The organism is Micromonospora sp. WMMD754, from assembly GCF_049315235.1.
Classification (GTDB): domain Bacteria; phylum Actinomycetota; class Actinomycetes; order Mycobacteriales; family Micromonosporaceae; genus Micromonospora; species Micromonospora sediminicola.
Window position 1 is genome coordinate 4,915,767 of sequence record NZ_CP186058.1, and the last position, 16,197, is coordinate 4,931,963.

Sequence of the window (16,197 nt, forward strand, 5' to 3'; positions counted from 1 at the left end):
GTGGGGGTCGGCCCCGACCGGCCCCCACCCCCTACCGCAGGAGTTGCCTTGGCGCTCACCACCGCCCCGGGTGCCACCCGCCGCCCCGGCCGTTCCGCACCGACACCGCCGCGCGTCGCCGCGCGCCGGGCCGGTCTCGGCCGCAGGGTGCGGGACAACCTCACCGGGCACACGTTCCTCATCGGCGCGGTCGCCTGCTTCGCCGTCTTCTCCTGGTACCCGATGGTCCGCGGCGTCGTGATGAGCTTCCAGCGCACCCGGCGCGGCGAGACCAGCTGGGTCGGCTGGGACAACTACACCCGGATCATGGCCGATCCGAGCTTCTGGACGGCCTGGAAGAACACGTTCGTCTTCACCGGCCTGGCGCTCGTGCTCGGCTACGCCGTGCCGTTCCTCGTGGCGATCCTGCTCAACGAGTTGCGCCACGCGAAGGGCTACCTGCGGGTGCTGGTCTACCTGCCGGTGATGCTGCCGCCGGCGTCCGCGCTGTTCCTGTTCAAGTTCTACGCGTACGACCCGAGCGAGGCGGGACTGTTCAACGCGATCCTCACCGCGGTGGGCCTGCCCACGTCGGAGTGGATGCAGTCGCCGACCATGACGATGCCCGCCATGGTGCTGGCGTCGACCTGGATGAACATGGGCGGCGCGGTGCTGATCTACCTGGCCGCGTTGCAGAACATCCCCGGCGAGCTGTACGAGGCCGCCGAGATCGACGGCGCCGGGGTGTGGCGGCGGATCGTGCACGTGACGATCCCGCAGACGCGGCTGATCCTGGCGCTGCTGGCGATGCTCCAGATCGTGGCCACCATGCAGGTGTTCACCGAGCCGCTGATCCTCGCCAACGGCGCCGGCACCCAGGACTCCGCGACCTCGGTGGCCTACCTGATCTACCAGCACGGGTTCTTCCAGAACGACCTCAACGGCGCCGCCGCGCTCGGCGTGATCATGCTGGTCGTGCTGGCCGGGTTCTCCGCCGTCTACGTGCGACTGACCGCGAGACAGGACTAGGACATGGCAGCCGACACCACCACCCGGACCCTCATCTCCCCGGCCCAGCTGCGGCGCGGTCGCGGCCGGGTCCTCTACTGGACCGTGCTGACCGTCGTCGTGGTGGTGTTCACGCTGGTCTTCCTCGGCCCGCTCTACTGGATGGTCACCGGCGCGCTCAAGAGCGGCCAGGAGATCGCGCAGACCCCGCCGTCGCTGTTCCCTCGTGACCCGCAGCCGCAGAACTACGTCGACGCCTGGCACAACCTCGCCCTGGCGAAGCTGCTGTTCAACACGTTCTACTACGCGATGGGCGCGGTGCTGTTCCAGTTGGTGTTCGACACCGCCGCCGCGTACGCGCTGTCGAAGCTGCGCCCGGTGCTGGGCGGGCTGATCCTCGGTCTGATGCTGGCGACGCTGATGATCCCGGCGATGGTGCTCATCGTCCCGCAGTACGTGACCGTGCTCGACCTGCCGATCGTGCACGTCAACCTGCTCGACTCGCCGTTCGCCATCTGGCTGCCGCTGGTCGCCAACGCGTTCAACATCTTCCTGCTCAAGCGGTTCTTCGACTCGATCCCCGAGGATCTGATGGCCGCCGCGGTGATGGACGGCGCCTCGCCGCTGCGCACGCTCTGGTCGATCGTCCTGCCGATGTCCCGCCCGATCCTCGGCGTGGTGGCGATCTTCGCGGTGACCGCGGTGTGGAAGGACTTCCTCTGGCCGAAGCTGGTCATGCCGTCGCCGGAGACGCGGACCGTCAGCGTCGGCATCTACACCTTCGCCGGCGGCACCCCGATGAACGTGGTGATCGCCGCCTCCGTCATCGCCGCGATCCCCACCGTCGTGCTGTTCCTGATCTTCCAACGGAACATCATGTCCGGCCTGACCACCGGCGGCCTCAAGGGCTGACGGGCGCACCGCCCGCCGCATCAGAACCGACCCGCAGAAAGCAGGTGCCCGTGTCCATGGTCGACAGCAGCCCGTGGTGGCGATCAGCGGTGATCTACCAGGTCTACCCACGCAGCTTCGCCGACGGCAACGGCGACGGGATCGGTGACGTCGCCGGCATCCGCTCCCGCCTGGACCACCTCGCCGCGCTCGGTGTCGACGCGATCTGGTTCAGCCCCTGGTACCCGTCCCCGATGGCCGACGCCGGCTACGACGTGTCCGACTACCGTGACATCGACCCGGTCTTCGGCACCCTCGGCGAGGTCGAGGCGCTGATCGACGAGGCACACGCGCTCGGCATCCGGACCATCGTCGACGTGGTGCCCAACCACTGCTCGGACGCGCACCCGTGGTTCCGGGCGGCGCTGGCCGGCGGGCCGGACGCCCCCGAGCGGGAGCTGTTCTGGTTCCGCGCCGGACGCGGTCCCGGCGGTGACCTCCCGCCCACCGACTGGACCGGCGAGTTCGGCGGCCCGACCTGGACCCGCACCACCGATCCGGACGGCACCCCCGGCGACTGGTACCTGCACCTGTTCGCCCCGCAGCAGCCCGACTTCAACTGGGACCACCCCCGGGTACGCGCCGAGTTCTCCGACATCCTGCGGTTCTGGTTCGACCGGGGCGTGGACGGCATCCGGATCGACTCGGCCGGCCTGCTGGTCAAGGACGGCACGCTGCCCGAGGTCCACCCGGACCGGCCGCACCCGTTCCGCGACCAGGACGGCGTGCACGACGTCTACCGGGCCTGGCGGCGCATCGCCGACGGCTACCCGGGCGACCGGGCGCTGGTCGGCGAGGTGTGGCTGCCGGACCGGCAGCGCTTCGCCAACTACCTGCGGCCGGACGAGCTGCACACCGCGTTCAACTTCGACTTCCTCGGCTGCGCCTGGGACGCCACCTCGCTGCGCGAGAGCATCGACGGCACGCTCGCCGCGCACGCGCCGGTCGGCGCGCCGGCCACCTGGGTGCTGTCCAACCACGACGTCACCCGGCACGTCACCCGCTACGGCCGGGCCGACACCCGGTTCAGCTTCGCCGCCAAGCGCGAGGGCATCCCCACCGACCTGGAACTCGGCACCCGCCGGGCCCGGGCCGCCGCGCTGCTGTCGCTCGCGCTGCCCGGCGCCGCCTACGTCTACCAGGGCGAGGAGCTGGGTCTGTGGGAGGTCGAGGACATCCCGTACGAGCTGCGGCAGGACCCGATGTGGGAGCGTTCCGGGCGGGTCGACCCCGGCCGCGACGGCTGCCGGGTGCCGCTGCCCTGGCAGGGCGACGACCCGCCGTTCGGGTTCAGCCCCGAGGGCGCGTCCGCCGCGCCGTGGCTGCCGCAACCGGCCGACTGGAAGGACCGCACGGTCCGGGCCCAGACCGGCGACCCGCACTCGATGCTGGAGCTGTACCGGGCCGCGCTGGCGCTGCGTCGGGCCGACCCCGCGCTGGGTGACGGCCCGCTGAGCTGGCTGCCCGCTCCCGACCGGGTGCTGGCCTTCGCCCGCGAGCCCGGGTTCGCCTGCCTGGTCAACCTCGGTGACCGGGCCGTGGCGCTGCCCGCGCACGAGAAGCTGCTGCTGGCCAGCGGCCCGCTCGACGACGACCGGCTGCCACCGGACACCGCGGTCTGGCTGCGTACCCGGACGAACTGACCCGCGGCGCCGGCGGCATCGTCCCGCCGCCGGCGCCGCGGCATCCGGCGGCCCGTCCCGGCCGCCGCAGAAGCACCTGGGGAGGACAGGAAGGAGACAGGAGCACCGCCGCACGGGGGACCTGGCCACCGACGAAAGGGAGCACACCCCGCATGGCCGAGCACCGCACCCCGCACCGCCACCGCACCACCGGGCTCGCGGCCCTGGCCGCCGCCACGCTCGCCGCCTCGACACTGACCGTCGTGGCGCTCACCTCCACGGCCACCCCGGCGCACGCCGCCGGCCTGTCCCCGTTCGACATCTCCGGCCGCGGCGCCACCGTGCCGTTCCGCGAGCAGGAGGCGGAGCAGGCCGCCCACACCGGCACGAAGGTCGGCCCCGACCGGCGCTACGGCACGCTGCCGTCGGAGGCGTCCGGCCGGGAGGCGGTCACCCTCGACGCCGTCGGCGAGTACGTCGAGTTCACGCTCGCGGCCCCGGCGAACGCGGTCACCTTCCGCTACAGCCTGCCGGACAGCGCCGCCGGCACCGGCCGGGACGCCAGCATCGACCTGCGCGCCAACGGCACCCTGGTCAAGGCCGTGCCGGTCACCTCCCGGTACGGCTGGTACTACGGCGGCTACCCGTTCAACAACAACCCGGGCGACACCAACCCGCACCACTTCTACGACGAGACCCGGGCCATGTTCGGCACCACCTACCCGGCCGGCACCACGATCCGCCTCCAGGTCTCCTCAACCGCGCAGTCGCCCACCTTCATCATCGACCTGGCCGACTTCGAGCTGGTCGGAGCGCCGATCAGCAAGCCGTCCGGCGTGCTGGACGTGGTCACCGACTTCGGCGCGGACCCGACCGGCGCCACCGACTCGACCGCGAGGTTCCAGGCGGCGGTGGACGCCGGCAGGGCGCAGGGGAAGGCGGTGTGGATCCCGTCCGGCACGTTCACGCTCTGGGACCACGTGGTGGTCGACGGCGTGACGCTGCGCGGCGCCGGGCCGTGGTACTCGGTGCTCGGCGGCCGGCACCCCACCGACCGCAAGCGCGCCGCCGGCATCTACGGCAAGTACGTGCCCGGCGGCGGCTACTCCGGTGAGATCCGCTCGCACGAGGCCGGCGGGCCCAGCCGCAACGTCACGCTGCGGGACTTCGCCATCATCGGCGACATCCGCGAGCGCGTCGACGAGGACCAGGTCAACGCGCTCGGCGGCGCGATGACGAACTCGGTGGTGGACAACCTCTGGTTGCAGCACACCAAGGTCGGCGCCTGGATGGACGGCCCGATGGACAACTTCACCATCCGCAACAGCCGCATCCTCGACCAGACCGCCGACGGGGTGAACTTCCACTGGGGCGTCACCAACTCCACGGTGACCAACACGTTCGTCCGCAACACCGGCGACGACGCGCTGGCCATGTGGGCGCAGAGCGTGCCGAACGTCGGCAACTCCTTCACCCACAACACCATCGGCGTGACGGTCCTGGCGAACCACCTGGTGACGTACGGCGGGCGCAACATCACCATCGCCGACAACGTGACCGCCGACTCGGTGACCAACGGCGGCGGCATCCACGTGGCGAACCGCTATCCCGGCGTCACCGGGTCGACGGCCGTCGCGGGCACCATCACGGTCGCCCGCAACACGCTGATCCGCAACGGCAACTCCGACTACAACTGGCAGTTCGGGGTGGGCGCCATCTGGTTCTCCGCGCTCAACGAGCCGATCCAGGGCGCGGCGATCAACGTCACCGACACCGACATCCTGGACAGCTCCTACGCGGCGCTGCACTGGATCGAGGGGCAGACCAGCGGCATCTCGTTCACCAACGTCCGGATCGACGGCGCGGGCACGTACGCGCTCCAGGTCCAGGCGCCCAGCCAGGTCAGCTTCACGAACGTGCGGGCCACGAACATCGCCCAGGCCAACCCGATGCACAACTGCGTGGGCAGCGGCTTCCAGATCACCCAGGGCGCCGGCAACTCCGGCTGGTACACGCCCACCCCGTACTGCGGGCCGTGGCCGCAGCCGCAGTGGGGCAACGGGCCGTCCAGCCCGCCGCCCACCAGCACGCCCCCGACCACCACGCCGCCCACCACCACGCCCCCGACCACGCCGCCGCCGACCACCCCGCCGCCGACCGGCGGGAACCTGGCCCTGGGCCGGCCGGCGACCGCCACCAGCGTCAACCAGACGTACGCGTCCGGCAACGCGGTCGACGGCAACGCGGCCAGCTACTGGGAGAGCGCCAACAACGCGTTCCCGCAGTCGCTGACGGTCGACCTCGGCGCGTCGCGCACCGTCGACCGGGTGGTGCTCAAGCTCCCGGCCGGCTGGGAGCGCCGCACCGAGACGCTGTCCGTGCTCGGCTCCACCGACGGCTCGTCGTTCTCGACGCTGGCCGCGTCGGCGGGCCGCGTGTTCGACCCGGCGGCCGGCAACAGCGTGTCGATCGTGCTGCCGTCCGGCGCCCGCCGGTACGTCCGGGTCACCGTGACCGGCAACACCGGCTGGCCGGCGGCCCAGCTCTCCGAGTTGGAGGTGTACGGCGACGGCACGACGACCACCCCGCCGCCCACCACCACCCCGCCGACCACCACCGCGCCCCCGACCGGCAACCTCGCCGCCGGGCGGCCGGTCGCCGAGACCAGCCACGCCGACGTCTACGGCGCCGGCAACACGGTCGACGGCAACGCCACCACCTACTGGGAGAGCGCCAACAACGCGTTCCCCCAGTCGGTCACCGTCGACCTGGGCAGCGCCCGCCCGGTGTCCCGGGTGGTGCTCAAGCTGCCGCCGTCGACGGCCTGGCAGACCCGCACCCAGACGGTGGCCGTGCTCGGCTCCACCGACGGCTCGTCGTTCGCTACCCTCAAGGCGGCGGCCGGGTACACGTTCGACCCGGCGGGCGGCAACAGCGTGTCGATCGCGCTGCCCTCCGGCGACCGCCGCTACGTGCGGCTGACCTTCACCGGCAACACCGGCTGGCCGGCCGGCCAGCTGTCCGAGTTCGAGGTCTACGCCTCCTGACCGGCGCGGCGGGGACCCGCCCCGGGTCCCCGCCGTACCACACCCCCCACCCCCGTCAACGCCTCTCCACCTCCCCCGGAAGAAGGTGTCCGTCCACCATGTCCAGACTCCGTACCAGAGTCGTCGCGGTGCTCGCCGCGGTCGGCCTGGCCGTCACCGCGGCGCCGGCCCCGCCGGCCCTCGCCGCCGGCGGCCCGAACCTCGCCGCCGGCCGCACCGCCACCGCCAGCAGCGTCAACGGCCCCTACGTCGCGGCCAACCTGACCGACGGCAACCAGGGCAGCTACTGGGAGAGCAGCGGCACGCTGCCCCAGTGGGCCCAGGTCGACCTCGGCACCAGCCGCGCCGTCGACCAGGTGGTGCTCGAGCTGCCGGCCGCCTGGGAGGCGCGCAACCAGACGCTGTCCGTGCAGGCCAGCGCCGACGGCAGTGGCTTCACCACGGTCGTCGCGTCCGCCGCCCGGTCGTTCAGCCCGGCCGCCGGCAACACGGTGACGCTCGGCTTCACCGCCACCGACGCCCGCTACCTGCGGGTCGTGATCACCGCGAACACCGGCTGGGCCGCCGCCCAACTCGCCGAGCTGGAGGTCTACGGCACGGCCTCCTCGTCGACCAACCTGGCGCTCGGCAAGACCATGACCGAGAGCGGCCACTCCGACGTCTACACCGCCGGCAACGCCAACGACGGCAACGCGGCCACCTACTGGGAGAGCCCGAACAACGCGTTCCCGCAGTGGATCCAGGCCGACCTGGGCGCCGCGACCAGCGTCAACCGGCTGGTGCTGCGGCTGCCCACCGGCTGGGGCGCGCGCAACCAGACGCTGACCGTGCAGGGCAGCACCACCGGCTCCTCCTTCGGCACCCTGGTCGGGTCCGCGTCGTACGCGTTCGACCCGGCCGGCGGCAACACGGTGACCGTCACCGTGCCCACCGCGTCCACCCGCTACCTGCGGCTGCTGTTCACCGCGAACAGCGCCTGGCCCGCCGGGCAGCTCTCCGAGCTGGAGATCTACGGCCCGGCCACCGGGGACACCCAGGCGCCCAGCGCGCCGGGCAACCTGGCGTTCACCGAGCCGGCCACCGACCAGGTCCGGCTGACCTGGACCGCGTCGACCGACAACGTCGGCGTCACCGGCTACGACGTCTACGCCAACGGCGTGCTGCGCACCAGCGTCGCAGGTACCACGCTGGCGTACACCGACACCCAGCCGGCCGGGACGACCGTGTCCTACTACGTCCGGGCCCGGGACGCCGCCGGCAACGTGTCGGCGAACAGCAACACGGTCACCCGTACCGGCAACACCGGCGACACCACCGCGCCCACCGCGCCCGCCAACCTCGCCTACACCCAGCCGGCGAGCGGGCAGATCCGGCTGACCTGGACCGCGTCCACCGACAACGTCGGCGTCACCGGCTACGAGGTGTGGGCAAACGGGTCGCTGCGCACCACCGTCGGCGGCTCCACGCTGATGTTCACCGACAGCCAGCCGGACAGCGCCACCGTCTCCTACCACGTGCGCGCCCGCGACGCGGCCGGCAACGTCTCCGCCAACAGCAACACGGTCACCCGCACCGGCAGCACCACCGGCGGCACCAACCTGGCGGTCGGCAAGCCGGCCACCGCCTCGTCCGTGGTGCACGTGTTCAACGCCGCCAACGCCGTCGACAACGACGTCGCCACCTACTGGGAGGGCGCGCCGGGCGCGTACCCGAGCACGCTCACCGTCGCGCTGGGCGCCAACGCGAGCATCAGCGCGGTCGTGGTGAAGCTCAACCCGGACCCGGCCTGGGGCGCGCGCACCCAGACGTTCCAGGTGCTCGGCCGGGAGCAGTCCGCCTCCGGGTTCACCAGCCTGGTCGGCTCCGCCACCTACTCCTTCAACCCGAACAGCAGCAACACGGTGACCGTCCCGGTCTCGGCCACCGCCGCGGACGTCCGACTCCAGTTCACCGCGAACTCCGGCTCGTCCAACGGCCAGGTCGCCGAGCTCCAGGTGATCGGCGTCCCGGCCCCCAACCCGGACCTCACCGTCACCGGCGTCACCGCCTCGCCGTCCGCGCCGGTGGAGACCGACGCGATCACCCTGTCGGCCACCGTGCGCAACGCCGGCAGCGCGGCGTCCGCCGCCACCGACGTCAACCTCTACCTGGGTACGACGAAGGTCGGCACCGCCGCCGTCGGCGCGCTCGCGGCCGGCGCGTCGAGCACCGTCTCGGCGAACATCGGCGCACGCAACGCCGGCAGCTACCAGCTCACCGCCAAGGTCGACGAGTCGAACGCGGTGATCGAGCAGAACGAGGCGAACAACTCCTACACCAACCCGACCGCGTTGACGGTCAGCCCGGTGGCCAGCTCCGACCTGGTGGCCTCCGCGGTGACCTGGTCGCCGGGCACGCCGGCCGCCGGCGCCACGGTCAGCTTCGCGGTGACGCTGCGCAACCAGGGCACGATCGCCTCGGCGAGCGGGTCGCACGGCATCACGCTCACCGTGCTCAACGACTCCGGGTCCGTGGTCCGCACGCTGACCGGCGCGTACTCCGGCACGATCGCCGCCGGGGCCACCGCCGGCCCGGTGTCGCTCGGCACCTGGACCGCCGCCAACGGCCGTCACACCGTCCGGGTGGTGCTCGCCGACGACGCCAACGAGCTGCCGGTGAAGCGGCAGAACAACACCAGCGACCGGGCGCTGTTCGTCGGTCGCGGGGCCAACCTGGGCTACGACATGTACGAGGCCGAGGACGGCTCGGTCGGCGGCGGCGCGCAGGTGATCGGCCCCAACCGCACGATCGGGGACCTGGCCGGCGAGGCGTCCGGCCGGCGGGCGGTCACCCTCAACACCACCGGCGCGTACGTCGAGTGGACCACCAAGTCGGCCGCGAACGCCCTGGTCACCCGCTTCTCCATCCCGGACGCCGCGGGCGGCGGCGGGATCGACTCGACGTTGAACGTCTACGTCAACGGGGTGCTGCACAAGCCGATCAGCCTCACCTCGAAGCACATCTGGCTCTACGGCGCCGAGGCCGGCCCGAGCGACTCACCGAGCGCGGGCGCACCCCGGCACCTGTACGACGAGGCGAACGTGCTGCTCAACTCCACCGTCCCGGCGGGCAGCCGGATCCGGCTCCAGAAGGACCCGGCGAACAGCACCACGTACGCGATCGACTTCGTCAACACCGAGCTGGTGTCGCCCCGGGCCAACCCGGACCCGACGCGTTACCGGGTGCCCACCGGGTTCAGCCACGCCGACGTGCAGAACGCGCTCGACGCGGTCCGGATGGACACCACCGGCACGCTGGTCGGCGTCTACCTGCCCGCCGGCACCTACGAGACCGCGCAGAAGTTCCAGGTGTACGGCAAGGCGGTGAAGGTCGTCGGCGCCGGCATGTGGTACACCCGCTTCCAGACGCCGACGAACCAGCAGAACACCGACGCGGGCTTCCGGGTGGAGTCCTCGGCCAGCGGGTCGACCTTCTCCCACCTCGCCTTCTTCGGCAACTACACCAACCGGATCGACGGTCCGGGCAAGGTGTGGGGCGAGCTGAAGGACGTGGACAACCTCACGCTGGACAGCGTCTGGGTCGAGCACACCGTCTGCGCCTACTGGGGGGTGAGCGTGGACGGGCTGACCATCCGGGACAGCCGGTTCCGCAACACCTTCGCCGACGCGGTGAACATGACCAACGGGAGCACCAACGCCCTGGTCACCAACTCGGAGGGCCGCTCCAACGGCGACGACGCGTTCGCCTTGTTCTCCGCCACCGACCAGGGCGGTTCCGGCGGCAACCACGGCAACGTGTTCGAGAACCTGACCGCGACGCTGACCTGGCGGGCGGCCGGCATCGCCGTGTACGGCGGCTACGACAACGTGTTCCGCAACCTCTACATCGCCGACCAGCTGACGTACTCGGGCATCACCATCAGCTCGCTGGACTTCGGCTACCCGTTCGTCGGGTTCGGCGCCAGCCCGCCCACCCGGTTCGAGAACATCTCGCTGATCCGTTCGGGCGGGCACTTCTGGGGCGCGCAGACGTTCCCGGCGATGTGGCTGTTCTCCGCGTCCAAGGAGTTCCGCGGCATCCGGGTGAGCGACGTGGACATCGTCGATCCGACGTACTCGGGGATCATGTTCCAGACCAAGTACACCGGCAGCCAGCCGGAGAACCCGATCACCGACACCGTGCTGACCAACGTCTCGATCTCCGGGGCGCGGCGCAGCGGTGACGCGTTCGACGCCAAGTCCGGCTTCGGCATCTGGGTCAACGAGATGCCCGAGGCCGGTCAGGGCCCCGCGGTCGGCGCGGCAACTTTCACCAACCTGCGCCTGACCGACAACGCCCAGGACATCAAGAACACCACCAGCACATTCACGATCACCCGCAACTGACCACGCCGACCAAGGGCCGCCGGGGAGACACCTCCCCGGCGGCCCCGCCACGCTCGCCCCCCTTCCCGCGATCTTGCACTTTCGGTCCGTGGAATGCCGGACTGCTCCCGGTATCGGGGGTGTGCAACTGCAAGATCGCGGGGGTGGGGTGTGAGGTCTGCTCAGTGGGGGAGGGCGGTGGCCAGGCGGCGGACCGCCTCGTCCATCAGGGCCGGTGGGGCGGCGGCGTAGGTGAGGCGCAGGTGCGGGGCCGGGGGTTCGGCGGCGTGCCAGGGGCGGCCGGGGAAGACGGTGACGCCCGCCGCGGCGGCGGCCGTGGTCACCGCGACGTCGTCGGTGCCGTCGGGCAGCCGGACCCACAGGTGCAGGCCACCCCGGGGCACGTCGCGTGGGGTCAGCGACGGCAGGTGCCGGTCCAGGGCCGCGAGCAACGCCTCGCGGCGGGCCCGCAGCTCGGTGCGCAGCGCACGACGGTGCCGGTCCCACGCCGGTGCGGTGAGGAACTCCAGCGCGGCCTGTTGCAGCGGCCCGGCGACGAAGAGGTCGTCGAGCAGGCGGGCGGCACGCAGCCGCGCGCCGGCCGGACCGCGCGCGCCCAGCGCGGCGATGCGCAGGCCGGGCGCGACGGGCTTGGTCAGCGACCGCAGGTAGACGACGTGCCCGTCCGGGTCGTCGGCGGCCAGCGGGGGCGGCGCCTCGCCGTCGATGGTCAGGTCGCGGGCGTAGTCGTCCTCCACGACGAACGCGCCGGCGTCGCGGACCGCCTCGGCAACCGCGGCGCGCCGCGCGGGTGCCAGGGTCGCGCCGTGCGGGTTGGCGTGCAGCGGCTGGCAGTAGAACAACCGGGCGCCGGTGCGGGCGAACGCGGCGGCGAGCTGGTCGGGCCGTACCCCGTCGACGTCGGCGGGCACCGGCACCACCCGCAGCCCGGCCGCGCGCGCGGCGGCGAGCGCGCCCAGGTAGGTGGGGGACTCGACCAGCAGGGTGTCGCCGGGCGTGCTGAGCGCCCGGAGGGTGGAGGAGAGCGCGGCCTGCCCGCCGGGGCAGATCACCATGTCCTCGGCGCGCAGACCGCCGCCGGCCGCACGGGCGAACCAGGCCCGCAGGTCGGCGCGCCCCTCCACCGGACCGCGGTGCCACGCCGCGGGTTGCCGGGCGGCACGGGCGAGCGCCGCACCGAGCGCGGCGGCCGGTTGGAGGTCCGGGTCGAGGTAGCCACCGGACAGCGCGAGGGTGCCGGCGGGCGGCAACACCAGGAGCGCCTGCATCTCCTCCTCGCCGGCCGGCCGCGACCCCAGCGCCACGGTCTGCCAGGACAGGTCCGCGCGGGGCGGATCGGCGCGCCGGGCGGCGACGAACGAGCCGCGACCGGAGCGGGTCTCCACCAGCCCGTCCGCGACCAGTCGCCGGGTCGCCTCGGCGACGGTCACCGGGGACACACGGTGGTGGGCGGTCAGTTCCCGCACCGAGGGCAGTTGCGCGCCGGGAGCGCTCGCCGTCACCAACCCCCGCAGGTGCTGGACGACCCGATCGGTAGCGCTACCATCATTCATGACAACAAAGAGTAGCGCTACCGCCCCCGCGACGGTAACGGTGAGACCGGGCGCCGGGATCGCCCTCGGCGCGCTGGGCGTGCTCGCGTTCAGCATGTCGCTGCCGACCACCCGCGTCGCCGTGCACGAACTGGACCCGTGGTTCGTCGCGTTCGGACGGGCCGTCGGCGCGGCGCTGCTCGCCGGGGCGTACCTGCGGTTGACCGGCGCCCCGTGGCCCCGTCGCCGCCAGTGGCGTCGGCTGTCGGTCGTCGCGCTCGGCGTCGTGGTCGGCTTCCCGCTGTTCACCTCGCTCGCCCTCACCACGCAGACCTCCGCGCACGGCGCGGTCGTGGTCACCGTGCTGCCCGCGATGACGGCGACGTTCGCGGTGCTCCGGGCCGGTGAACGTCCGCCGGCCCTGTTCTGGCTGGCCAGCGCCGCCGGGCTGGCGCTGGTGCTCGCGTTCCTCGCCACCGGCGGCGCGATGCGCGGCGCGTTGTCGCCGGCCGACCTGTTCCTGCTCGCCGCCGTGGTGCTCTGCGGCCTCGGGTACGCCGAGGGCGGCGTGCTGGCCCGGGAACTCGGCGGCGCCCGCACGATCTGCTGGGCGTTGCTGCTCTCGCTGCCGGTCACCGCGCCGGTCACGGCGGTGGCCGCGATCGCCCACCGGCCGCAGGCGGGCGTCGCGGCCTGGTCCGCGTTCGGCTACCTCACCGTGGTCTCGATGTTCCTCGGGTTCTTCGCCTGGTACGCCGGACTGGCCCGGGGCGGCATCGCCTCGGTCGGTCAGATCCAGCTCGCCCAGCCGGTGCTCACGCTGCTCTGGTCGGCACTGCTGCTCGGCGAGGCGGTCACGGCCGGCGCGGTCGTCGCGGCCGGGGCGGTGCTGGCCTGCGTCGTGCTCATCCAGCGCACCCGAGGCGCCGCGACGCCACACCCGTCCCCCGCACGGGTCGTCCGGGGCTGACACCCCCCGTCGCCGGCCGGCCCGATCGGGATCGGACCGGCCGGCGACGTCACCCGGCCTCGGTGCACAGGCCGGCGTAGCGGTCCAGGTAGAGCGGCCAGCCCTGGCCGTCGGCGACGCCGTCGCGAACCGACTCCCAGCCCGGACCGTGCCGGTCCAGGTTGCGGTGCTCCAACTCGACCCGGGTCCGCTGCGGCGTCTCGGCGACGAACCGGACCTCGACCTCGCTGGCGTGGTCCGGATCCTGGTCGACCTGCCACGTCGGACCGATGTCCCAGCTGAACACGACCCGGTCCGGCGGCTCGAAGACGAGGACCCGGGCCCAGGCGCACGCGCTGCCGTCCTCGCCGCGGTCGTAGATGTGTCCACCGACCTTCGGTTCGAACACGGTCTCCACGATCGGCGACCCCAGCAGGTTGTGCTCCTTCGGCTTGATGTCACCGAACCGTTCCGTGAAGATCGCGAATGCCCGCTCGACCGGCGCGTGGACCACGATCTGCCGCCGCACCACCGCATCCGTGCCACTCATGATTCCTCCTCGTCGGGACGCTCGACGGCGTCCCGGAAGCCCTCCAACGCCCGACTCCAGTAGGTGTCGAGCTGATCCCGTAACGCGGCCACGCCAGCGGGATTGAGCCGGTAGACGCGCCGCGTGCCCGCCGTCTGGTCCGTCACCAGGCCGGCGTCCTTCAGTACCCGCAGATGCTGCGACACGGCCGGCCGGCTGACCGGCAGTACGGCGGCCAGTTCGCCGACCGCCCTCGGCCGCTCCGCGAGACACGCGACGATCGCCCGCCGGGTCGGGTCGCCCAGGGCGTCCCACCCGTCCTCCATCCGGTAAGTCACCACGAACGGTAAGCTACGACTTACCATCGGTCTCGTCAAGTGGTTCGCCGCGGGTCGACCCCGGAGCACGCGGTGCAAAAAACCTGCAAACGATATCTCTTGCCCTCGGCGAAAGCGCTTTCATACGATCGCGTTACATCGATGTTTCATAGGCGAGCCGGGCATCGCAGATGAACGACATCCGCCGGCGACGCGCCTGATCGCGTCGCGGCTCCCATTGTTTCCTTTCCCTGAATGCCGCCGTTGCGCGGCAATTCCCGCATGCTCGAAACGAGAAGAGGCGACATGAGAAGACCAGTCGCGCTGCGACTCCACGCGACACTGGCGACGGCGATCGTCGGGATCGCCGTCGCCGTGGTCCTGCCGAGCCCGCAGGCGTCGGCGGCGGTCGGCGCCGCCACCGGCTACGCCACCCAGAACGGTGGCACCACCGGCGGCGCGGGCGGCCAGACCGTCCGCGCCACCACGGGCACCGCGATCCACGCGGCGCTGTGCGGCCGGGCCAGCAGCAGCACCCCGATCGTCATCGAGGTCACCGGGACGATCAACCACGGCAACACCAGCAAGGTGTCCGGGTCGAGCTGCAACACCGCCGACGGCGTGATCGAGCTGAAGCAGATCAGCAACGTCACCATCGTCGGGGTGGGCGGCGGCGCCGTCTTCGACCAGCTCGGCATCCACATCCGCGACTCCCGCAACATCATCATCCAGAACGTGACGGTGCGGAACGTCAAGAAGTCGGGATCGCCCACCTCCAACGGTGGTGACGCCATCGGCATGGAGAGCACGGTCCGTAACGTCTGGGTCGACCACGTCACGCTGGAGGCGTCGGGCGGGGAGTCGGAGGGCTACGACGGCCTGTTCGACATGAAGGACGACACCCAGTACGTGACGTTGTCCTACAGCATCCTGCGCAACTCCGGCCGCGGCGGCCTCATCGGGTCCAGTGAGAGCGACCGCGGCAACGGCTACATCACGTTCGAGCACAACCTGTACGAGAACATCGACTCCCGTACGCCGTTGCTGCGCGGCGGCATCGCCCACATGTTCAACAACCACTACACCGGGCTGCACGAGTCGGGCATCAACTCCCGCGCCGGGGCCCGGGCGAAGGTGGAGAACAACTACTTCCGCAACTCCAAGGACGTCCTGGGCACGTTCTACACCAACGAGCGCGGCACCTGGCAGGTCAGCGGCAACATTTTCGACAACGTGACCTGGTCCTCGCCCGGGAGCGACAACTACCCGGCGGGACCGAACGTGACGTCCACGACCACCGTCAGCGTCCCGTACTCGTACCGGCTCGACGCGGCGAGCTGCGTGCCGGACATCGTGCGGCAGACGGCGGGTCCCAACACCGGCCTGCGCGTGTCCGACGGGAACTGCACGCCGCAGTCCCCGGCCCCGACCACGCCGGGTCCGACCACGCCCGCCCCCACCACGCCGCCGCCCGGGACGACCACCCCGCCGCCGTCCGGCGGGACCAACCTGAGCCTCGTGTCCGGCGCCGGGGCCGACGGGTCCAGCAAGGCCGACGGCACCAGCTACGGCAACGTGCGCGACGGCAACCTGAGCACGTACTGGTCGCCGTCCGGGTCGACCGGCACCGTCTCGATCAAGTGGGGCTCGGCCACCACCGTGTCCCGTGTGGTCATCCGCGAGCCGTCCGGCACCTCGGGTTCGATCGGATCGTGGCAGCTCGTCAACAACGACACCGGCGCGGTGCTGGCCTCCGGCAGCGGGGCCGGCCAGATCACCTTCGGCGCGACCTCGCTGAAGAAGATCAACTTCAAGATCAACAGCTCCGGCGGTACGCCGAGAGTCGGCGAGTTCGAGACGTACGCCAGCTAGTACGCG

10 protein-coding genes are annotated in these 16,197 nt (G+C 72.0%); 7 read left to right on the plus strand and 3 right to left on the minus strand.

From position 1 onward, the window contains the following. Positions 1-48: 48 nt before the first annotated feature. The 5 genes from ACN27B_RS23790 to ACN27B_RS23810 all read left to right on the plus strand — a co-directional run bounded on the left by ACN27B_RS23790 (position 49) and on the right by ACN27B_RS23810 (position 10,992). Entirely contained in the window at positions 49-1,008 is a 960-nt protein-coding gene (locus ACN27B_RS23790; RefSeq protein WP_099161184.1) for a carbohydrate ABC transporter permease, read from the plus strand. A gap of 3 nt (positions 1,009-1,011) precedes the next feature. After that, entirely contained in the window at positions 1,012-1,899 is an 888-nt protein-coding gene (locus ACN27B_RS23795; RefSeq protein ID WP_099161183.1) for a carbohydrate ABC transporter permease, read from the plus strand. 56 nt (positions 1,900-1,955) lie between these two features. Continuing rightward, positions 1,956-3,581, plus strand: coding sequence for a glycoside hydrolase family 13 protein (locus tag ACN27B_RS23800; RefSeq protein ID WP_422746055.1), 1,626 nt, complete (start codon positions 1,956-1,958; stop codon positions 3,579-3,581). A gap of 152 nt (positions 3,582-3,733) precedes the next feature. Next, positions 3,734-6,607, plus strand: coding sequence for a discoidin domain-containing protein (locus ACN27B_RS23805; RefSeq protein ID WP_422741551.1), 2,874 nt, complete (start codon positions 3,734-3,736; stop codon positions 6,605-6,607). Between the two features lie 98 nt (positions 6,608-6,705). Next, the gene (locus ACN27B_RS23810) at positions 6,706-10,992 is read left to right on the plus strand and encodes a discoidin domain-containing protein (protein ID WP_422741552.1); all 4,287 of its coding nucleotides are present in this window, start codon (positions 6,706-6,708) and stop codon (positions 10,990-10,992) included. A 161-nt stretch (positions 10,993-11,153) separates the two neighbouring features. Here the strand turns inward: ACN27B_RS23810 and ACN27B_RS23815 are convergent, their stop codons facing one another. Next, entirely contained in the window at positions 11,154-12,545 is a 1,392-nt protein-coding gene (locus ACN27B_RS23815) for a PLP-dependent aminotransferase family protein (RefSeq protein WP_422741553.1), read from the minus strand. 40 nt (positions 12,546-12,585) lie between these two features. Between ACN27B_RS23815 and ACN27B_RS23820 the strand changes: the two genes are divergently transcribed. Continuing rightward, the gene (locus tag ACN27B_RS23820; protein ID WP_422741554.1) at positions 12,586-13,494 is read left to right on the plus strand and encodes a DMT family transporter; all 909 of its coding nucleotides are present in this window, start codon (positions 12,586-12,588) and stop codon (positions 13,492-13,494) included. Positions 13,495-13,543: 49 nt separating this feature from the next. Here the strand turns inward: ACN27B_RS23820 and ACN27B_RS23825 are convergent, their stop codons facing one another. Then, positions 13,544-14,023, minus strand: coding sequence for an SRPBCC family protein (locus tag ACN27B_RS23825; protein WP_396822241.1), 480 nt, complete (start codon positions 14,021-14,023; stop codon positions 13,544-13,546). Next, the gene (locus tag ACN27B_RS23830) at positions 14,020-14,367 is read right to left on the minus strand and encodes an ArsR/SmtB family transcription factor (RefSeq protein WP_099161176.1); all 348 of its coding nucleotides are present in this window, start codon (positions 14,365-14,367) and stop codon (positions 14,020-14,022) included. The genes ACN27B_RS23825 and ACN27B_RS23830 overlap by 4 nt, the downstream gene beginning before the upstream one ends. A gap of 258 nt (positions 14,368-14,625) precedes the next feature. On the opposite strand from ACN27B_RS23830, the gene ACN27B_RS23835 reads away from it, so the two are divergent. Next, on the plus strand, positions 14,626-16,191 hold the full coding sequence (locus ACN27B_RS23835; RefSeq protein ID WP_422741555.1) for a pectate lyase family protein: 1,566 nt from the start codon (positions 14,626-14,628) through the stop codon (positions 16,189-16,191). Positions 16,192-16,197 lie beyond the last annotated feature (6 nt).